The organism is Pseudomonas sp. KH_017, from assembly GCF_057840285.1.
The window spans coordinates 4,658,012-4,677,586 of the sequence record NZ_CM174509.1; the positions used below are offsets into that span (position 1 = coordinate 4,658,012).

Annotated in this window: 17 protein-coding genes; 8 read left to right on the forward strand and 9 right to left on the reverse strand. The window is 59.4% G+C overall.

The window, feature by feature from the left end:
- Positions 1-147: 147 nt before the first annotated feature.
- The gene (locus AC3IT6_RS21125) at positions 148-1,185 is read left to right on the forward strand and encodes a patatin-like phospholipase family protein (RefSeq protein ID WP_489352517.1); all 1,038 of its coding nucleotides are present in this window, start codon (positions 148-150) and stop codon (positions 1,183-1,185) included.
- Positions 1,186-1,350: 165 nt separating this feature from the next.
- Here the strand turns inward: AC3IT6_RS21125 and AC3IT6_RS21130 are convergent, their stop codons facing one another.
- The 6 genes from AC3IT6_RS21130 to kdpF form a co-directional block, all read right to left on the reverse strand.
- On the reverse strand, positions 1,351-2,049 hold the full coding sequence (locus tag AC3IT6_RS21130) for a response regulator (RefSeq protein WP_150753916.1): 699 nt from the start codon (positions 2,047-2,049) through the stop codon (positions 1,351-1,353).
- A 48-nt stretch (positions 2,050-2,097) separates the two neighbouring features.
- Positions 2,098-4,749: a DUF4118 domain-containing protein gene (locus AC3IT6_RS21135; RefSeq protein ID WP_489352520.1), complete on the reverse strand. Its 2,652-nt coding sequence runs from the start codon at positions 4,747-4,749 to the stop codon at positions 2,098-2,100.
- Between the two features lie 159 nt (positions 4,750-4,908).
- On the reverse strand, positions 4,909-5,454 hold the full coding sequence (gene kdpC / locus AC3IT6_RS21140) for a potassium-transporting ATPase subunit KdpC (RefSeq protein ID WP_489352522.1): 546 nt from the start codon (positions 5,452-5,454) through the stop codon (positions 4,909-4,911).
- A gap of 130 nt (positions 5,455-5,584) precedes the next feature.
- Entirely contained in the window at positions 5,585-7,642 is a 2,058-nt protein-coding gene (gene kdpB, locus AC3IT6_RS21145) for a potassium-transporting ATPase subunit KdpB (protein ID WP_489352524.1), read from the reverse strand.
- Positions 7,643-7,652: 10 nt separating this feature from the next.
- Positions 7,653-9,347, reverse strand: coding sequence for a potassium-transporting ATPase subunit KdpA (gene kdpA / locus AC3IT6_RS21150; RefSeq protein WP_489352526.1), 1,695 nt, complete (start codon positions 9,345-9,347; stop codon positions 7,653-7,655).
- A gap of 9 nt (positions 9,348-9,356) precedes the next feature.
- On the reverse strand, positions 9,357-9,446 hold the full coding sequence (gene kdpF / locus AC3IT6_RS21155) for a K(+)-transporting ATPase subunit F (protein ID WP_007899818.1): 90 nt from the start codon (positions 9,444-9,446) through the stop codon (positions 9,357-9,359).
- A 344-nt stretch (positions 9,447-9,790) separates the two neighbouring features.
- On the opposite strand from kdpF, the gene rfbB reads away from it, so the two are divergent.
- From rfbB to AC3IT6_RS21185, 6 genes are all read left to right on the forward strand, one after another.
- Positions 9,791-10,873, forward strand: a complete 1,083-nt coding sequence (rfbB, locus tag AC3IT6_RS21160) for a dTDP-glucose 4,6-dehydratase (RefSeq protein WP_489352528.1) — start codon at positions 9,791-9,793, stop codon at positions 10,871-10,873.
- Positions 10,870-11,745 (forward strand): glucose-1-phosphate thymidylyltransferase RfbA, encoded by an 876-nt coding sequence (gene rfbA / locus AC3IT6_RS21165; protein ID WP_477798166.1) that lies wholly within the window; start codon positions 10,870-10,872, stop codon positions 11,743-11,745. Before rfbB ends, rfbA begins: the two co-directional genes overlap by 4 nt.
- Positions 11,746-11,791: 46 nt before the next feature.
- The gene (rfbD, locus tag AC3IT6_RS21170; protein WP_489352530.1) at positions 11,792-12,661 is read left to right on the forward strand and encodes a dTDP-4-dehydrorhamnose reductase; all 870 of its coding nucleotides are present in this window, start codon (positions 11,792-11,794) and stop codon (positions 12,659-12,661) included.
- Between the two features lie 259 nt (positions 12,662-12,920).
- A complete protein-coding gene (gene eat, locus AC3IT6_RS21175; protein ID WP_489352532.1) occupies positions 12,921-14,285 on the forward strand; it encodes an ethanolamine permease in 1,365 nt (454 codons plus the stop codon).
- A 141-nt stretch (positions 14,286-14,426) separates the two neighbouring features.
- The gene (locus tag AC3IT6_RS21180) at positions 14,427-14,594 is read left to right on the forward strand and encodes a DUF2897 family protein (protein ID WP_489352534.1); all 168 of its coding nucleotides are present in this window, start codon (positions 14,427-14,429) and stop codon (positions 14,592-14,594) included.
- Between the two features lie 166 nt (positions 14,595-14,760).
- Complete coding sequence (locus AC3IT6_RS21185) at positions 14,761-15,318, forward strand: TetR/AcrR family transcriptional regulator (protein WP_489352536.1); 558 nt, start codon at positions 14,761-14,763, stop codon at positions 15,316-15,318.
- On the opposite strand, the gene fabF is transcribed toward AC3IT6_RS21185, so the two are convergent.
- A complete protein-coding gene (fabF, locus tag AC3IT6_RS21190) occupies positions 15,315-16,589 on the reverse strand; it encodes a beta-ketoacyl-ACP synthase II (RefSeq protein ID WP_489270960.1) in 1,275 nt (424 codons plus the stop codon). The genes AC3IT6_RS21185 and fabF overlap by 4 nt on opposite strands.
- A gap of 30 nt (positions 16,590-16,619) precedes the next feature.
- Positions 16,620-17,414 (reverse strand): SDR family NAD(P)-dependent oxidoreductase, encoded by a 795-nt coding sequence (locus AC3IT6_RS21195; RefSeq protein WP_489352539.1) that lies wholly within the window; start codon positions 17,412-17,414, stop codon positions 16,620-16,622.
- A 388-nt stretch (positions 17,415-17,802) separates the two neighbouring features.
- On the opposite strand from AC3IT6_RS21195, the gene AC3IT6_RS21200 reads away from it, so the two are divergent.
- On the forward strand, positions 17,803-19,077 hold the full coding sequence (locus AC3IT6_RS21200) for a Wzz/FepE/Etk N-terminal domain-containing protein (RefSeq protein ID WP_489352542.1): 1,275 nt from the start codon (positions 17,803-17,805) through the stop codon (positions 19,075-19,077).
- A gap of 90 nt (positions 19,078-19,167) precedes the next feature.
- On the opposite strand, the gene AC3IT6_RS21205 is transcribed toward AC3IT6_RS21200, so the two are convergent.
- A complete protein-coding gene (locus AC3IT6_RS21205; RefSeq protein ID WP_489352544.1) occupies positions 19,168-19,497 on the reverse strand; it encodes a ComEA family DNA-binding protein in 330 nt (109 codons plus the stop codon).
- Positions 19,498-19,575: the final 78 nt, after the last annotated feature.

A 19,575-nucleotide genomic window follows, 5' to 3' on the forward strand; every position in this document is an offset into this window, starting at 1 on the left:
CTGTGCAAACTATAGCGCTGACGAGAATAACCATGTGCCGCCATGGAGTGTCGAAAATACGACGCTCTTGTCCCCTCGAACGACCATGGCGATTGAAGCATGGCCCTCGATGGGTGCATTGTTGAACCATTGAAACGAGGGCGATTCATGAAAAAGCGTGTCGCACTGGTATTGGGCTCGGGCGGAGCCCGGGGTTATGCACATATCGGGGTCATTGAAGAGATCGAACGGCGCGGCTATGACATTGCCTGTATCGCCGGTTGCTCCATGGGCGCGGTGGTGGGCGGGATCTACGCCGCCGGCAAACTCAATGATTACCGCGACTGGATCGAGAGCCTGGACTATCTCGACGTGTTGCGCCTGGTGGACGTCAGTTTTCGTCTGGGGGCGATTCGTGGCGAGAAAGTCTTCGGGCAGATCCGCAAGATCGTCGGCGAGGTCAACATCGAAGATTTGCGTATCCCCTACACCGCGGTTGCCACCGATCTGACCAACCAGCAGGAAATCTGGTTCCAGGAAGGTTGCCTGCATCAGGCCATGCGCGCCTCGGCAGCGATTCCCAGCCTGTTTACCCCGGTGATGCAGGGCAATCGCATGCTGGTCGATGGCGGCATTCTCAACCCGCTGCCGATCGTGCCGGTGGTGTCGAGCCATTGCGACTTGATCATCGCGGTCAACCTCAACTCCACCAACCAGCGCCAATATCAATTGCCGGTCATCCAGCGTCCCGCCGCGTTCAAGACCCGCTTCGACAGCCTGATCAACTCCGTCGGCTCGAAGTTGCCGTTCCGCCGCAAACAGGCCGAGCAATTGTTGATTCTGGAACAGGAAGCCTTGAAGGCCGAAGGTGCGGAGCTCAACCCGTGGATCGAATCCGCCGAGCCCGAGGCGCAGCAACCCGCGGCCGCTCCGCAAGCCAGTGGCGCACCCCGCTCCGCCACCGGTTCGTTCATCATCGACAACGTCGGACCCGCGTCCTTGCTGGATTTGATCAACCAGAGTTTCGAGGTGATGCAGACGTCGCTGGCGCAGTACAAGATTGCCGGGTATCCGCCGGACATCCTGATCAACGTGCCCAAACGCGTGTGTCGGTTTTTCGAGTTCTACAAGGCGCCGGAGTTGATCGCATTGGGACGGGAGATTGCGCGGGATACGCTGGACCGGTATGAGAATGAGCAGAATTGAGCGTCTGAAAGTTCTCGGGTGACTATCAGGGCCTCTTCGCGGGCAAGCCCGCTCCCACAGTGAATCTTTGGTGTTCACAAAATGTGTGTCTAACCGAAATTCCTGTGGGAGCGAGCTTGCTCCGGGCGGCGTTCCGACGATGACGTCAGATCAGGCAACGAAGATCTAAAGGCTGCCCTCACTCAACAACCGATATCCCACCCCAGCCTCAGTGACAATGAATCTGGGTTGGGTCGGGTCATCCGCCAGTTTCTGGCGCAAGTGCCCGACCACGATACGCAGGTAGTGAGTGTCTTCGGTATGCGTCGGCCCCCAGATGTCCTTGAGCAATTGCTGCTGGGTGATCACCCGCCCCGGATGCCGCGCCAGTTGCGCCAGCACCGCGTATTCCTTGCGGGTCAGCGCGACTTCGACACCGTCGAGCAGCACCCGGCGATACGCCAGGTCGACCGTCAACGGACCGAAGCTCAGCGCTGCTTGTTGCATCTCGCCTGCGGGCGCCTGGCGCAATAACGCCCGAATCCGCGCGAGGAACTCCTGAATGCCGAACGGCTTGGTCACGTAGTCATTGGCGCCGCCATCCAGGGCCTCTACTTTCTGCCCTTCACCGGCGCGCACCGAGAGCACCAGCACCGGCACTGTCGACCACTCGCGAAAATCGCGCAATACCTGTTGGCCGTCCATGTCCGGCAAGCCGAGGTCGAGCACCAGCAAGTCCGGCTTGTTCAACGCGGCTTGCGCCAATCCTTCACTGCCGGTACCCGCCTCCAGCACTTTGTAGCCTTGGGAAGCGAGGCTGATGCGCAGGAATTTGCGGATCTGCGGTTCGTCGTCAATGACCAAAATGGTCGAGGTCTGGCTCATGAATTCACATCAACACAAAGAAGTGGCAAGAGAGTAGCGCAAGTGCGATCAGGCTTCACTTTCATATCCCGGCTGAGCCTGTAGCGGCAGGTGCAACGTGATGCAGGTGCCGCGCCCCTCGATGCCGTCGGCGACGCTGATGCGCCCGCCATGGGCACCGACCATGCCCTGACAAATCGCCAGCCCCAGCCCGGTACCCTGCCCGCCACGATCACCCTGCGCCGCGGTATAGAACATGTCGAAAATCTTCGCCCGTTCCTCTTCCGGTATCCCCGGGCCCTCATCACTGACCGAGAAAAACAACTCAGTGTCATCGGCCCCGGCGCGCAATTGCAAACGCCCGTGGGGTGGCGAAAACCGCGCGGCGTTTTCCATCACGTTGATCAGTGCCTGCTCGATCAGCGCGGCATGCACATACAGCAACGGTAACTCGGCCGGTACGTCGGTGCTGACCTGCAACGGCGCAAGGACTGCCCGCAGGCGATTGCGCGCGCTGCCGACGATGTCCGCCGGCGACACCCAGTCCCGCGCCAGCTTCAAGGCACCGTGGCCGAGGCGGGTCATGTCGAGCAGGTTTTGAATATAGCGATCGAGGCGCTCGGCTTCATCGCGGGTGCCTTCGAGCAGCTCACGTCTGTCCTCCAGCGGGATCGCTTCTCCCAGGGCCAGCAGGCTGTCGATACTGCCGCGCATGGACGTCAGCGGGGTACGCAAATCATGGGACACCGACGCCAGCAAGGCGCTGCGCAGTTGCTCGGTTTCGCCGTGCAGCCGCGCCGCTTCCAGATCATCGGCCAGTTGCGCCCGGGCCAGCGCCTGGGCCAGCGGCTGACTCAGCGCGGTCAACAAGCGTCGGCGCTGACCACTCAGGGTCTGGCCTTCCCTGGCGCACACGCCAAGCAAGGCCAGCGGGCCGTCCTCCACCGACAATGGCCACCACCACCAGCGGCCGAACGGCAAGGTGCCGGTGCCCGCACCCGCGGGTTGATCGTGTTGCCAGGCCCAATCGGCGGCGGCGCGCTCGGCTTCGCTGAACTCCAGCGGACCACCGGTTTCGACTTTCCAGCCGTTTTGCCCGTCGCGATTGAGCAGGCACAGTTGCACATCGCTCCAACCATTGAGGTGCTGGGCCGCCGCACTGACCACGGCCTGGCGGTCGGTGGCGGCGGTGAGTTTGCGTGACAGGTCGAGCAGTTCGGTGGTCTCTTCCTGGGTATCGCGCAATGCCTGCAATTGCCTGCGCTGGCGCGCCGCGAGGTTGCCGGTGAGGGCCGCCATCAGCAGGAAGAACAGCAGGGTCAGCACGTCTTCTTCGCGCTGGATTCTGAAAGAGAAATTCGGTGGAATGAACAGGAAGTCATAGGTCAGGAACGACAGCGCCGCACAGGCCAGCGCCGGCCCGAGACTGCTGCGCACCGCCACCAGCAATACCGCTGCAAGGAACACCAGGGAAATGTTCGGCAGTGGCAGCACGCCCGCCACGGCCCAGGCCAGGGCGCTGGCCAGAACCGTCGCGACCACAGCCAATGCGTAGTCGAACCAGACCAGTGAATGCATCGATCGCTGATGGGGTTGAAGCTGTTGGTGATCGCTGTCGAGAACGTTGATTTCCAGTCCGCGCGCATTACGCAGCAGACGCGCCGCCAGCCCGCCACCGAACAGACGTCGGCGCAAACGCGGCCGGGACTGGCCGACCAGCACCAGGCTGGCGCGGCGTTCGGCGGCATGCTGGATCAGGGTTTTCGCCACTTCACCGGCGCGCAGCAACACCACTTCGCCGCCCAGGCGCTCGGCCAGTTGCTGGGCGCTCTGCAGACGCAGGCGGGACTGCTCGTCACGCACGCGGCCGTTGTCTACGTGCACCAGGCTCCAGGGCAGGTGCCGCCGCTGGGCCACGCGACTGGCATGGCGCACCAGACGCTCGGCCTGGGCATCGCCGTCGACCCCTACCAGCAAACGCCCGCGCACGGCCGGCGCCGCTTGCCCCAACTGGCGATACCCTTGGGCCAGATCGTTATCGACCTGAGCCGCCGCGGTTTGCATCGCCAGTTCGCGCAGGGCCGTGAGGTTGGTCTGGGAAAAGAACGCGTCGATGGCCGCCCGCGCCTGCTCCGGTACATAGACCTTGCCATCGCGCAAGCGCTCCAGTAGTTCCCGTGGCGGCAAGTCGATCAGCAGCAGTTCGTAGGCTTCCTGCAACACCCAGTCCGGCAGGGTCTCGCGGACCTGCACGCCGGTGATGCCGCGTACCTGGTCGTTGAGGCTTTCCAGGTGCTGGACGTTGACCGTGGTGTACACGTCAATGCCGGCAGCGAGCAGTTCCTGAATGTCCTGCCAGCGTTTTTCGTGACGGCTACCGGGTGCGTTGGTATGCGCCAGTTCGTCGACCAGCACCAGCTTCGGTTTGGCGAGGAGCAGACCGTCGAGATCCATTTCTTCGAGCAACACGCCACGGTATTCCGAGCGCACCAAAGGCTGCTGCGACAAGCCGCCGAGCAATGCTTCGGTTTCGGCCCGGCCGTGGGTTTCGACGACGCCGGCGATCACTTTCACCCCTTGGCGTAACTGGGTGTGGGCCGCTTGCAACATGGCGTAGGTCTTGCCGACACCCGGCGCGGCGCCGAGAAACACCTTGAGCCGGCCACGGCCATCACGGGGCAGGTCTGCTAACAGCGCGTCGGCGCGGCCGGAGTTGCTCATGCTTGAAGCTCTCTTTTTTCTTGAAGGGAATGGGTGAACGTTCTACCGCCTTCGCGAGCAAGCCCGCTCCCACATTAGATCTTCAGTGGCCACAAGTTGTGTGTACGACACTTATCCAGTGTGGGAGCGGGCTGGCTCGCGAATGGCAGCGCCACGGACCTAAAGTTTTTCCAGCGCCAGGTTCAACTCAAGCACATTGACCACCGGCGGGCCTATCAGTGGTTGTTCGATGTGAGCGTCCAACAGTTGTTGCAGCGTCGCTACCGGCAGGTTGCGCGCCGCCGCGACACGCGCCAGTTGATAGGCAATCGCCGCCGGAGGCAAGTGCGGATCGAGACCGCTGCCGGACGTAGTGACCAGCGCCAATGGCACGGGCCCCTGGCCGGGTACCAGCAGTTTGCTGGTATCGTCGATCACCCGTGTCGCCAGCGCCGGGTTGCTCGGCGACAGGTTGCTGGCACTGCTCGACACGGTGGCAAAGGCACCGGCCGAAGGGCGCGGGTGAAACCAGGCGTCGCCGACGAAATCCTGGGCGATCAGCGAGGAGCCGCGGACCTTGCCCTCGGCATCCCGCACCAGGCTGCCGTTGGCCTGATCCGGGAACGCGACCTGGGCCACGCCGGTGACCACCAGTGGATAAGCGACGCCGGTGATCAGCGTCATCAGGACCAGCAGGCTCAGGGCCGGGCGTATCAATGTGGACATTTCAAAATCCTCGAATTGTAGGAGCGAGCTTGCTCGCGAAGAACCGGAGGGCGCTACGCTCATGCAGACAGAACGCGTTATCGTTAACTTCCATCGCGAGCAAGCTCGCTCCTACAGTGGGTGAGTGTGCTTAAACCAGATGCAACGCCGTCAACAGCATGTCGATCGCCTTGATGCCCACGAACGGCACCAGAATCCCGCCCAGGCCATAGATCAGCAGATTGCGCCGCAGCAACGCCGCCGCACTCGCCGCCTGCACCCGCACACCGCGCAGCGCCAGCGGAATCAGCACCACAATGATCAAGGCGTTGAACACGATCGCCGAGAGAATCGCGCTCTGCGGACTGCTCAGGTGCATCACGTTGAGCACACCCAGTTGCGGATAGATCGCGACGAACAGTGCCGGCAGGATTGCGAAGTACTTGGCCACGTCGTTGGCGATGGAGAAGGTCGTCAGCGCACCGCGGGTGACCAGCAACTCCTTGCCGATCTGCACCACGTCCAGCAGCTTGGTCGGGTCGCTGTCGAGGTCGACCATGTTGGCCGCTTCACGGGCCGCTTGCGTGCCGTCGTTCATCGCCATGCCGACATCCGCCTGGGCCAGGGCCGGGGCGTCGTTGGCGCCGTCGCCGCACATGGCGACCAGACGACCGTCGTTTTGCTCGTGACGAATGCGCGCCAGTTTTTTCTCCGGCGTGGCTTCGGCCAGCACATCGTCCACACCCGCCTCGGCAGCGATGGCAGCGGCGGTCAACGGGTTGTCGCCGGTGACCATGACGGTGCGGATCCCCAGTTTGCGCAACTCGGCGAAACGCTCGCGGATACCGGGCTTGACCACGTCCTTGAGGTGGATCGCCCCGAGCAACTTGCCGTCGGCACATACCAGCAGCGGGGTGCCGCCGCTTTGGGCGATCTTGTCGATTTCACGGGACAAGGCCGGTGCCAGGTCAGCACGCTTGAGACCCACGAACGCCAGCAACGAATCCACCGCGCCCTTGCGGTACACACGCCCTTGATAGTCGACACCGGACAAGCGGGTTTCGGCACTGAATGGCACAGATGTCAGCACCTCAGCGGACGGTTCCGGTTGCGGATGAGTGCCGCGCAGGTACTCGACGATCGACTTGCCTTCCGCAGTGTCGTCGGCCAGCGAAGCCAGCAATGCGCCCTCGGCCAGTTCTCCGGCTGTCACGCCAGGCGCGGCACACACCGCCGAACAACGACGGTTACCGAAGGTGATGGTGCCGGTCTTGTCCAGCAGCAGAACATGCACGTCCCCCGCCGCTTCCACCGCACGACCGGACTTGGCGATCACGTTCAGGCGCACCAGACGATCCATCCCGGCGATACCGATGGCCGACAGCAAGCCGCCGATGGTGGTCGGAATCAACGTGACCAACAGCGCCACCAGGAACACCAGCGGCAGACTGCCGTTGGCGAAGTGGGCGAACGGTTGCAGGGTCACCACGACCAGCAGGAAGATCAGGGTCAGGCCGATCAGCAGGATGTCGAGCGCCACTTCGTTCGGGGTTTTCTGACGCTTGGCGCCTTCAACCAGAGCGATCATGCGGTCCAGGGTCGACTCGCCGGGGTTGGCGGTGATCTTCACCAACAGCCAGTCGGACACCAGCCGTGTGTTGCCGGTGACGGCCGAGCGGTCGCCGCCGGACTCGCGGATCACGGGGGCCGATTCACCGGTAATCGCCGCTTCGTTGACTGCCGCGATACCTTCGATCACTTCGCCGTCACCGGGGATCATTTCCCCCGCTTCGACGCGCACCACATCGCCTTTGCGCAGGCTGGTGGCCGGCACCACTTGAAAGGTGCCGTTGCTGGTTTTGCGCCGGGCGCTGAGGCCTTCGCTACCGGCCTTGAGGCTGTCGGCGCGGGCCTTGCCGCGACCTTCGGCCAGGGCTTCGGCGAAGTTGGCGAACAGCACGGTGAACCACAGCCACACCGCGATTTGCGCGGCGACGAAGGTCGGCACCGCCGTGTCGGGAATGAAGCACAACACGGTGGTCAGGATCGCCGTCAGTTCGACCACCAGCATCACCGGCGCACGCTGCAACTGCCGTGGGTTGAGTTTGACGAAGGCTTGCAGCAGCGCCGGGCGCCACAAGGCCGAGATGGCGGTTTTAGTTTGTTCCGGCGCCTTGGCGGCGACGGTTTTGGTTACGGGCATATTCATCATCAGCTCCTTAGAAGCCCATACTCAGATGTTCAGCGATTGGGCCCAGCGCCAAAGTCGGCAAGAATGTCAGGCCGCCCACCAGCAAAATGGTCACGGTCAGCAGGGTCACGAACAGCGGGCCGTGGGTCGGGAAGCTGTTCTGCCCGATCGGCGCGGTTTTCTTCATCGCCAGGCTGCCGGCCAGGGCCAGGACCGGGAGGATGTAGCCGAAGCGACCGATCAACATGCCCAGGCCCAGCATCAGGTTGTGGAAGGGTGTGTTGGCGCCGAAACCAGCGAAGGCGGAGCCGTTGTTGGCACTGGCCGAGGTGTAGGCGTAGAGCAACTGGCTGAAACCGTGTGGACCGGGGTTACTCACAGCAGCGACCGGGCCTGGCAGGCTGGCGGCGATCGCGCTGAGCACCAGTACGCCAATCGGCATGACCATCAGGGTCACCACCAACAATTGCACCTCCCTGGCCTGCAGTTTCTTGCCGAGGTATTCCGGAGTACGACCGATCATCAGGCCGGCGAGGAACACCGCGATCAGCACGTTTAGCAACATGCCGTAGAGCCCGGCGCCAACGCCGCCGAAGATCACTTCGCCCACCATCATGTTGACCAGCGCCACCATGCCGCTCAGCGGATTGAGGCTGTCGTGCATGCCGTTCACCGAACCGTTGGACGCGGCCGTGGTGGTCACCGACCACAGCACCGTGGCAGTGGTGCCCAAGCGCGCTTCCTTGCCTTCCAGCGGTGCGGTCTGTTCGACGGCGACGTTGTTCAGGGCCGGGTTCGGCTGGTATTCAGCCCACAGCGAGGTCGCGCCGCCGATCAGGAACAGCGCCAGCATGCAGGCGATGATCGCGCGGCTCTGACGCAGGTCCTTCACGTAATGGCCGAAGGTGAACACCAGCGCGACGGGGATCAGAATGATCGAAGCCATTTCGAACAGGTTGCTCCACGCCGTCGGGTTCTCGAACGGATGCGTCGAGTTCACGCCGAAGAAACCGCCACCGTTGGTACCCAATTGCTTGATCGCAATCTGGCTGGCAGCAGGCCCCAGGGGAATGACCTGGTCGACGCCCTGCACCGTCACCGCGTTCACATACTGCGCGAAGGTTTGCGGTACGCCCTGCCAGACCAGATACAGCGCCAGCAGCAGGCACAGCGGCAGCAAGCCGTAGAGGGTGGCGCGGGTCATGTCGACCCAGAAATTGCCCAGAGTCCGGGTGGATTTACGACCGATACCTCGACACAGCGCGACCAGTACCGCCAGGCCGGTGGCGGCGCTGACGAAGTTCTGCACGGTGAGGCCAACCATCTGGCTCAAGTAGCTCAGGGATGCTTCACCGCTATAGGCCTGCCAGTTGGTGTTGGTCATGAAGCTGACGGCGGTGTTGAACGCCAGCGTCCACTCCTGACCCGGCAGGTTCTGCGGGTTCAGCGGCAAGTGGTCCTGGAACAACAGGATCGTGAAAAGCAACAGGAAACCTGCGAGGTTGAAAGCGAGCAGGGCCAGAGCGTATTTCTGCCAGCTCTGCTCAGTTTGCGGGTCAACCCCGGCCAGCCGGTAACAGCCACGTTCGACCGGCCCGAAGACCGGCGACAGCCACGTGCGCTGACCTTCCATTACCTTGTAGTAAAAGCGCCCGAGAAACGGCGCCGGGACCAATACCAGGGCGAAAAAACCGAGGATCAGCCAATAGTCATAACTGTGCATAACCGCTCCCTAGTTCCGGTCCGCGCGCAGCAGCGCAACCAACAGATAAATGAACAGCCCCACTGCGAGCAGCAGCGACACCCCGTCCAGAACGCTCATGGAAGTTCTCCGTGTTACGGCGTATTGCCGTGTGTGGAGTCATTGTCGGCAGGGAGGCTGTAAAGGAACGAGATCGAGGGTGCGGGAGAGGCATAAAAAAAGCGTAAAGAGTGGGTTTACGCCGGGGTTACAGGGTGCGGGGGAGGAGCTCCGGTGCGGAAAAACCGGGAGTGTCGCAGGTAGAACTCTAAATTGCGCGCGCGAGTAGTGAGTGACTGCTGCAAGTCGTGGATAATCCCGCCCGATTGGCGCGACGCAACCGAATGGGGTCAAGAACTCTTGCACCTCCCCGCTCGCGCCTGCAAGCTACCGCTATCCGCATTACTGAAGAAGGCTGGCCCAACGTGCGTATCCTTATTACCGGCGGAGCCGGTTTCATAGGCTCGGCCCTTGTCCGCGAGCTGATTCAACACACTGAGCATGATGTGCTCAACCTGGACAAACTGACGTATGCCGGCAATCTCGAGTCGCTGACCAGCATTGCCAACGACACTCGCTACGAGTTCGTTCAGGCCGATATTGTCGATCAGGCGACCGTCAGTGCGGTGCTGGCACGTTTCCAGCCTCACGCGATCATGCACCTGGCAGCGGAGTCCCACGTCGATCGTTCCATCGACGGGCCATCGGAATTCATCCAGACCAACATTGTCGGCACCTACAGCCTGCTCGAAGCCGCCCGTGCCTATTGGCACGCCCTCCCGGAGCCTGAGAAAAGCGCCTTCCGCTTTCATCACATTTCCACTGACGAGGTTTACGGCGACCTGCACGGTGTCGACGATCTGTTCACGGAAACGACTCCCTACGCGCCGAGCTCGCCCTACTCCGCCAGCAAGGCTGCGTCCGACCACCTGGTCCGTGCCTGGCAGCGAACCTATGGCTTGCCGGTGCTGCTGACCAATTGCTCGAACAATTACGGGCCGTTCCACTTCCCCGAGAAACTGATTCCGCTGGTCATCCTCAATGCCTTGGCCGGCAAGCCGCTACCGGTGTATGGCAATGGCCTGCAAGTGCGCGACTGGCTGTTCGTCGAAGATCACGCCCGGGCACTGCTCAAAGTGGTGACCACCGGCAGCGTCGGCGAGACCTACAACATCGGCGGACACAACGAACAAAAGAACATCGACGTGGTGCGTGGCATCTGCGCCCTGCTTGAAGAACTGGCACCGCACAAGCCCGAGGGCGTTGCGCATTACGCTGACCTGATCACGTTCGTCCAGGATCGCCCTGGTCATGACCTGCGCTACGCAATCGACGCCAGCAAGATTGAACGCGAACTGGGCTGGGTACCCGAAGAGACCTTCGAAACCGGCCTGCGCAAAACCGTTCAATGGTATCTGGACAACATGCAATGGTGCCGCCGTGTTCAAGACGGCAGTTATCAGGGCGAACGCCTTGGCGCCATCAATCCCAAGGAGCTGCTCGCATGATGAAAGGCATCGTTTTGGCGGGTGGCTCGGGCACACGCCTGCACCCGATTACGCTTGGAGTGTCGAAACAGCTGTTGCCGGTCTACGACAAGCCAATGATCTACTATCCGATCTCGGTGCTGATGCTGGCCGGCATCAAGGATATTCTGCTGATCTCCACCCCGCAGGATCTACCCCAGTATCGCAATCTGCTGGGCGACGGCAGCCAGTTCGGGGTGAATTTCAGCTTTGCCGAGCAACCCTCACCGGACGGTCTGGCCCAGGCTTTTCTGATTGGCGAAGAGTTCATTGGCGATGACCCTGTGTGCCTGATCCTCGGCGATAACATCTTCCATGGTCAGCACTTTGGCGAACAATTGCAGAACGCGGCAAAACGCACTTGCGGTGCCACCGTGTTCGGTTATTGGGTCAAAGACCCCGAGCGCTTCGGCGTGATCGATTTCGACAAAGATGGCCGTGCGCTTTCGATCGAAGAGAAACCGAAAAAGCCGAAATCCAGCTATGCCGTTACCGGCCTGTATTTCTACGACAACGATGTGATCGAGATTGCCAAGGCGGTGAAACCTTCGCCTCGCGGCGAGCTGGAAATCACCGACGTCAACAATGCCTATCTGCAACGTGGCGATCTGCAGGTCGAGCGTTTTGGTCGAGGATTCGCCTGGCTCGACACCGGCACCCACGATAGCTTGCTCGAAGCCTCTCAGTACGTGCAAACCATCGAACACCGCCAAGGTCTCAAAGTCGCCTGTCTCGAAGAGATAGCCTATGAACATGGCTGGATCGACCGCGAACAGTTGCTGGAGCGTGCCCGGTACTTTGGCAAAACCGGGTATGGCCAGTACCTGGCCAAACTGGCGGGGGAAGAGCAATGAACCTGTGCGAGCCCGGTTTGCCCGGTAACGAGACTGGACTGTTCCCGTGAAAATACTCATCAATGGCCGACACGGTCAGGTTTCACATGAATTGCAACGGCGACTGGGGGCTGTCGGCGAACTGATCGTATTGGGTCGCGATCAGCTCGATCTCGCGCAACCCGATCAGATTCGCCGTCAGGTGCAAAACGTCCGGCCCGATCTGATCATCAACGCCGCGGCCCATACAGCGGTTGATCTGGCAGAAAGCGAGCCGCAATCAGCCTTTGCCATAAACGCGGTAGCACCCGGCATCCTTGCCGAAGAAGCGCTGGCGCTCGACATCCCGTTGATACATTACTCCACGGACTATGTATTCGACGGGAGTAAAGCCGGACCTTACAACGAGGACGACACGCCAAATCCGCTCGGGGTGTACGGCAAGAGCAAACTGGCCGGCGAACAGGCCATCAGGGACGTGCAAGGTAAACATCTGATCCTGCGTACCAGTTGGGTCTATTCAACTCATGGCCGTAACTTTCTGCTGACGATGCAGCGTTTGCTGCAAGAGAAACCGGAGTTACGTGTAGTCGCCGATCAAATCGGCGCACCTACATGGGCCGGTACAATCGCCAACAGCACCCTTGCCCTGATTGAACGCTGGCAGGTGAACGACGTTGCAAACTGGGGTACTTATCACCTGAGTGCTCAAGGTGAAACCTCCTGGTTCGGCTTCGCCCAGGCTATCGGCGAAGCATTGCGACAACAGGGCAAGCCCTGCGCCGACCTGTTGCCGATCCCGTCCAGTGACTACCCGACACCCGCAGCCCGGCCGCTCAACTCGCGCCTGGATTGCAGTCGCTTGCAGCGCGATTGGGGTGTCAGTCAACCTGACTGGCAAACGGCATTGCGCGAGTGCCTCACTCAGCAAGCCTGAGCATCAACCGCTGCCCGCCCCTGCATTTAAATACCAAACCTGCGCGTTGCAGCGGTGTTGGGGAGCGGGTATGCGGGCTTGCTCGCGAAAGCCGCATTTGCAACAACTGCGCCCCTGACTGACGCACAAAATTCGTGCATCCAGTGGCGAACATCCCCGATACGACAGCTTTCAGCCCATTACGACGCACAATCGCGAAATGGCACGCCCACTGCACTGGTCTCCCCTGAGCTTTCCAAACCACTCAGGGAGCAAACCCATGAACACACAACTCAAACCCACGCTGGGCACCTTGCACCTGTGGGGCATTGCGGTCGGGCTGGTGATTTCCGGAGAGTATTTCGGCTGGAGCTATGGCTGGGGCGTGGCCGGGACCTTGGGCTTTCTGGTGACCTCGTTCATGGTCGCCACCATGTACACTTGCTTCATCTTCAGTTTCACCGAACTGACCACTGCCATTCCTCACGCTGGCGGTCCCTTTGCCTACAGTCGTCGCGCCTTTGGCGAGAAAGGCGGTTTGATCGCCGGGCTGGCGACACTGATCGAATTCGTCTTCGCCCCACCGGCGATTGCCCTGGCCATCGGCGCCTACCTCAATGTCCAGTTTCCAGCCCTGGACCCGAAACACGCGGCAGTCGGTGCCTACATCGTGTTCATGGGCCTCAACATCCTCGGCGTGAAACTGGCAGCGACCTTCGAACTGGTGGTCTGCGTATTGGCCGTCGCCGAATTGCTGGTGTTCATGGGCGTGGTCGCCCCGGCATTCAGCTTCAGCCATTTCGCCCTCAATGGCTGGGCCGGTTCCGACGTATTCGGTGCTCCGGCGATTGCCGGGATGTTCGCGGCGATCCCCTTTGCCATCTGGTTCTTCCTCGCCATCGAAGGCGCAGCCATGGCCGCCGAAGAAGCCAAGGACCCGAAACGCACGATTCCCAAGGCTTACATCAGCGGTATTCTGACCCTGGTGCTGCTGGCGATGGGCGTGATGTTCTTCGCCGGTGGCGTCGGCGACTGGCGCACCCTGTCGAACATCAACGACCCGCTGCCACAGGCAATGAAAACCGTGGTCGGCGAAAGCTCGGGCTGGCTGCACATGCTGGTGTGGATCGGCCTGTTCGGTCTGGTGGCGAGTTTTCACGGGATCATCCTCGGCTACTCGCGGCAGTTCTTCGCCCTCGCCCGGGCCGGTTACCTGCCGGTATCCCTGGCCAGACTGTCGCGTTTTCAAACCCCGCACCGGGCGATCATCGCCGGTGGTGTGATCGGCATTGCAGCCATCTACAGCGACGGCCTGATCAACCTCGGCGGCATGACGCTAACCGCCGCAATGATCACCATGGCCGTGTTCGGCGCCATCGTGATGTACATCATGAGCATGCTCAGCCTGTTCAAACTGCGTAAAACCGAACCGAACCTGGAGCGCACCTTCCGCGCCCCCTGCTACCCGTTGGTACCGTTCATTGCACTGATGCTGGCGGTGGTTTGCCTGGTGGCGATGGCCTGGTTCAACACGTTGATCGGCCTGATCTTCCTCGGCTTCATGGCGGCAGGTTTTGTGTACTTCATGCTCACCGCGCAACTGCGCGCCGACGCACCGGCGGATGCGATGCTGACCGGACTTTGAAAGCGTTCGAGTGAACCTTGAACAACAGGCATAGAATGAGGGTGATAACGACGGAACTGCGATGAAACCCCATCACTCAAAGTGGTATGCACGATCGGTTGGCGAGCCCTCGCCAACCCGCCTGCTTTCAAGGAGAGTCCTATGCCCTGGTATGCCTGGTTGATTCTGGTCGTTGCCATTGGCTCGATCGTTGGTGGTCTGATGATGCTGCGCGAGACCGCCAACAAGGTCGAACTGACCGAAGAGCAACGTAAGCGCGTCGCCGAACGCAATGCGGAAATGGACGCCAAGGAAGCGCAGGACCGCTGACTGAAAACCCCGCCTTGAAAGGCGGGGTTTGTTTTTGCGTGAAATCTCCTGAAATCATGCCGCTTAGTGCCCATATCGATGCATCTGCATGCTTTTAAGAAGTAGAAGTACAGTCACCATGCAATTTTCATTGGTTAATATGGCCGCATTGATGCGGAGATATCAGATGCGTTACTCGCAGGACCATAAAGCCCAGACCCACCAACGCATAATCAAGGAAGCTTCAGCGCGATTTCGACGCGACGGTATCGGCGCGACCGGACTGCAACCTCTGATGAAGGCACTGGGCTTGACCCACGGTGGCTTTTACTCGCACTTCAAGTCCAAAGGCGAACTGGTAGAGAAAGCCTTGCAAGAGGCTGGCGTACAAGTCGACGAGTTGTGCGCACAAATCTTCGCCGAGGAGCATCCACTCGAAGCCTTCATCGACGCTTATCTGTCCGAATGGCATCAAACCTCACCTCAGGAAGGCTGCCCACTGCTGACCATTTCTTCGGAACTGGGGCTGCGTGGTCAACCGAGTCCGACCAGCGACGTCGTACTCCAGGCGCGACTCGATCAGATCCAGCACACCCTTGACGGAGAGCGCACCGACGAACGCAGCATCGTCATCATGTCTACGCTGGTCGGCGCCTTGCTGTTATCGCGCAGCGTCGCCGACGCCGAGTTTGCCCAACGGATTCTCGACGTCGCACGCGATCACCTCAAGCACTCGCAGGATTAACCCTGCCAACGCTTGAACAGCACACTGGCATTGACCCCGCCAAATCCGAAGCCGTTGGACAACGCGTATTCGATGGCCATCGGCCGCGCGTTGCCATGAACGATGTCGACACCTTCAGTGGCAGGGTCCGGGTTCTCGAAATTGAGGGTCGCCGGCACGATCTGGTCACGGATCGCCAGCAGCGTAAAGATCGCCTCGAGTCCACCCGCTGCACCGAGCAAATGCCCGGTCGCCGACTTGGTCGATGTCACGGCGATGCCGTTTTGTGCACCGAACAACGCCTTGATCGCCGCCAGCTCACCCAGATCCCCCACTGGAGTAGAGGTTGCATGAGCATTCAGATGCTGAACCTGAGCCGGTGAAACACCTGCCTGCGCCAATGCCAACGACATCGCTCGCCGCGCACCGCTGCCGTCTTCGGGGCCGGCGGTCAGGTGATAGGCATCGGCGCTGGTGCCGTAGCCGACCAGCTCCGCCAGCGGGTGGGCACCCCGGGCCAGCGCATGGTCCAGAGACTCGATGACCAGCAGCCCGGCCCCTTCTCCCATGACAAATCCATCGCGACCACTGTCGAAAGGTCGCGAAGCGCGCTCAGGCGTTTCGTTGTAAGCGCTGGACAAGGCACGAGCAGCCGCAAACCCGGCAAGGCTGACCCGATCGATCGCCGCTTCCGCACCGCCGCACACCGCGATATCCGCCTCCCCCGCACGAATCAGCCGCGCCGCGTCGCCGATTGCCTGAACCCCGGCGGCGCATGCCGTGACCGGCGCGCCCAATGGCCCCTTGAAGCCATGCTGGATCGACACATGACCTGCCGCGAGATTGACCAGAAATGAAGGGATAGTGAATGGAGACAAACGTTTCGGACCACGGCTATCGGTGGTGCGCACCGCGTCGGCAATCGCGCCAAATCCACCCACACCTGAACCGATGATAGTGGCCGTGCGCTCCTGGGCATTGGCGTCCAATGCTTGCCAGCCGGCTTGCTCCAGTGCCTGACGCGCCGCTTCCATGGCGAACAGGATGAAGCGGTCCATCTTTTTCTGTTCCTTGGGTGGGGTTGCCCGGTCCGGATCGAACCCCGCCTCCGGATCGTCAGCCAGCGCAGGCACTGCGCCGCCAACCTTGGCCGGCAGATCGGCAACCACCTCTTGCGGTAAATTACGCAGCCCGGAGCGTCCGGCCAACAGCCGCGCCCAGACTGCTTCGACACCGCTCCCCAGCGGCGACACCAGGCCCATGCCCGTTACAACCACACGACGATCACTCATACCGCAATACCTCAGTCGATTAGGGGCGTTTCATTTGTAACGCGCAGCGGCTTTGCTTTTGGAAAGATTGGGCGCCATCACATGGCGTGCCGCAACAAAGGCATCCCAGTCGGCGGCATCCGGCAGCGAAGGAATGGTGACCAACTCGCCCTGATCCAGACCCGACAGTGCCGCGTCGACCATCTCGCCCGCTTCCATGACCATCTCGGCCGGAATCTGCGAAGCATCGATACCAGAGCGTTCCCAGATTTCGGTACGTGTGACGCCTGGCAGAACGGCTTGAACCTTGACGCCGGTGCCGTCCAGTTCGGCGTTCAAAGACTGAGTCAAACTCAGAACATATGCCTTGCTGGCACTGTACGTCGCATTGAAACGCTCAGGGAACAGCGCGACAACTGAAGCAATATTAATGATCGTTCCTCGCCCCGCCTTGGCAAAGCTTGCGGCTGCTGCTGAGGCAAGCCGCGTGACAGTTGTGACGTTCAACTGAATCAAGCGTTCCAGTTGATCCAGATTGGCATTAGCCAATAGTCCATCCGCAGCCACACCCGCGTTATTGAGCAAGAGGCTGATACTTGAATCGCTGCGTAACCGTTGTTCGAGCTTCAGAACGTCCTCGCTTTGGGTCAAATCGGCCTTGAGCACTTCCACCTGAACACCATGCTCGGCGCGCAGCTTGCTGGCGGTGGTTTCTAGGCGATCCTGATCGCGAGCAACCAACAGCAAATTAAAACCACGCGCAGCCAAACGCTCGGCGTAGATCGCCCCGATGCCGGATGAAGCTCCAGTGACGAGGGCTGTACCTTGGAACTGGGTAGTATTCATGACTATGCTCCTGGGGACACGAGGATGAGAACAAGGTTTTTATTATAAGCATAATTCAAAGGTTTTATTACACACATAATTTTAGTGCGCGGACAAGCGGACAAGCCAAAAAATATGGCCCCTTCCTGTCCCTTCCTTCAGCACAACGGTAATTCGAACGCTTACAGCAGCGCATCAAAGACCTGGCCGCCGCCTTCCATGGATTCTGCCGGTCCGCCGAGTAGGAATAGACTGCATAAAATAGCCGTTTAACTTGTCAATAGCTTGCCGCCAGAATGTAGATACGGGAGAATGCAAAATATTTCTAAATATTTTTCACCAACACAGTCAGCGAAGACCGATAGAGCATTTCTCAACGCCAGCTGACTTTTTGTGACTTGAGGGTTTCATGAACTTCCCTACAAAAATACGTCCTGACAGTGAGCGTCATGAAATCGATATTGCAGAGTTTCTTCACGACTTATGGAACCAAAGAAGGATTATTCTACTCTTCACCGGGCTTTCCACAGCAGCCGCAATAACTTATGTATTAACGGCGCAACCTCAATATAAAGTGCAGAACGAAATCAGGCCTGCAGCGACTACAGATTTGGATATGTTAAACGAGTCCGGTCTTTATAAGATTCAACCAGAGCAAGCCTTAAGACGTATTGGTTCGTCCATGGGTTCTTATACCGAACGTTTAAGTTTCTTCCAGACCAATCCGGATTTACTCGCCTCCATACAAACCGACGGCGAGTCAATCGAAGAGACCCTCGAACGTTTCAATATAAATGCGTTTACGATTGAGCAAATCGATCCTAAAAAAACCTCTAATCTTTCGGAGGCAATTCGATTTAGCGTAGAGTATCCATCTGGCGTGGATGGGGTGGCTATTGTTAACAACTTCACCGAGTTTGTAGTCAAGCGCGAAAAAGAGAAGGTCGAAGCGGACTTTAAAACTCTTGTTGAGAACCGGATCGCGCAAACAGAAAGAAAGCTGTTATCCAAGAAAGCTGCATACGAAGCCAACAAAGACTCGGAAATCGCAGAACTCCTTGAAAAGGATCAGTTAAATAAAGAAACTCTACAGGACGAACTCAAAGCCCTGCGGCAACAATTGCAAACTCGTCGACAAAATCGTGTGAAACAGTTGGATGAGGCAATATCGATTGCCAAAAAGCTGGGAATTGTTGCGCCTACCACGCCATCAGCCCTTGGAGAGGCTGGGCAGACAAGGCAAGGCAACATGATTCGCACAGAAGTAAGCAACCAACAAATACCTCTTTATTTTATGGGCCAGTCGGCACTTGAAGCAGAGCGCACAACACTCGTCTCCCGAAACTCTGATGACTTTACTGAACCTCGCGTTGATGAAATCCAGAAAGAACTCAGCCTCCTCGCCAACAACCGAAAAGTTGCCCTGCTTAAACAGCGTAATAACGAAGAACTGTTCTTAAAAGGCTTAGGTGAGATCCGGGAAGAGCTGGCACACCTGAAAAACCTGCATGTCAATTTTGAACAATTTAATCTGGTTAATATCGACAGACCGGCGTCTCCCCCGCAAGGCCCTATCAAACCGAAGAAAGCGTTAATCGTTGGCTTAGGTTTGATATTCGGACTGATGCTCGGAACAATGCTCGCTGCTGCCCGGACAATCATGCTGCCTAAAAAACCCGACTGACAAACGCACTGCAGGCTAAAAGCTGCAAGCTTATTTCCCGCTCCAATAAAAAGGCCGATCAATGATCGGCCTTTTTTCTGACTCTCGCGATTAATTCACTTCAATCTTGTCTCGGTTACTTTCCAGAATTGCCTTACCAATCCCCTTGACCTCAAGGAGTTCATCCACTGACGCAAACGGCCCATTATTGTCACGGTACGCAACAATTGCCTTGGCCTTCGCCTCCCCAACACCGGCCAGCTCACGTTGAAGTGTTGGTGCATCTGCACCATTGAGATCAACTTTATAGGCCTTCGCTCTAGTAGCAGCTTCCGTGACCACGGAAGACTCAACAGCTTTAGCTTCCGGAGCAGCAATAGCTGCAACAGAAGCGCCGCTCAAAAGGGCAAAAACCAAAGAGTAGAAGTAACCTTTACGCATGATGATGCTCCATGACATGAATTGAAAGAAGAAGCTTTTCCTAAGCTGCTCTCTAAACTTAGGCTATGTCATGGGACT

Coding starts and splice junctions, on each gene's coding strand:
- AC3IT6_RS21125 (WP_489352517.1), top strand. CDS start 148: ATGAAAAAGCGTGTCGCACTGGTATTGGGCTCGGGCGGAGCCCGGGGT.
- AC3IT6_RS21130 (WP_150753916.1), bottom strand. CDS start 2,049: ATGAGCCAGACCTCGACCATTTTGGTCATTGACGACGAACCGCAGATC.
- AC3IT6_RS21135 (WP_489352520.1), bottom strand. CDS start 4,749: ATGAGCAACTCCGGCCGCGCCGACGCGCTGTTAGCAGACCTGCCCCGT.
- kdpC (WP_489352522.1), bottom strand. CDS start 5,454: ATGTCCACATTGATACGCCCGGCCCTGAGCCTGCTGGTCCTGATGACG.
- kdpB (WP_489352524.1), bottom strand. CDS start 7,642: ATGAATATGCCCGTAACCAAAACCGTCGCCGCCAAGGCGCCGGAACAA.
- kdpA (WP_489352526.1), bottom strand. CDS start 9,347: ATGCACAGTTATGACTATTGGCTGATCCTCGGTTTTTTCGCCCTGGTA.
- kdpF (WP_007899818.1), bottom strand. CDS start 9,446: ATGAGCGTTCTGGACGGGGTGTCGCTGCTGCTCGCAGTGGGGCTGTTC.
- rfbA (WP_477798166.1), top strand. CDS start 10,870: ATGATGAAAGGCATCGTTTTGGCGGGTGGCTCGGGCACACGCCTGCAC.
- eat (WP_489352532.1), top strand. CDS start 12,921: ATGAACACACAACTCAAACCCACGCTGGGCACCTTGCACCTGTGGGGC.
- AC3IT6_RS21180 (WP_489352534.1), top strand. CDS start 14,427: ATGCCCTGGTATGCCTGGTTGATTCTGGTCGTTGCCATTGGCTCGATC.
- AC3IT6_RS21185 (WP_489352536.1), top strand. CDS start 14,761: ATGCGTTACTCGCAGGACCATAAAGCCCAGACCCACCAACGCATAATC.
- fabF (WP_489270960.1), bottom strand. CDS start 16,589: ATGAGTGATCGTCGTGTGGTTGTAACGGGCATGGGCCTGGTGTCGCCG.
- AC3IT6_RS21195 (WP_489352539.1), bottom strand. CDS start 17,414: ATGAATACTACCCAGTTCCAAGGTACAGCCCTCGTCACTGGAGCTTCA.
- AC3IT6_RS21200 (WP_489352542.1), top strand. CDS start 17,803: ATGAACTTCCCTACAAAAATACGTCCTGACAGTGAGCGTCATGAAATC.
- AC3IT6_RS21205 (WP_489352544.1), bottom strand. CDS start 19,497: ATGCGTAAAGGTTACTTCTACTCTTTGGTTTTTGCCCTTTTGAGCGGC.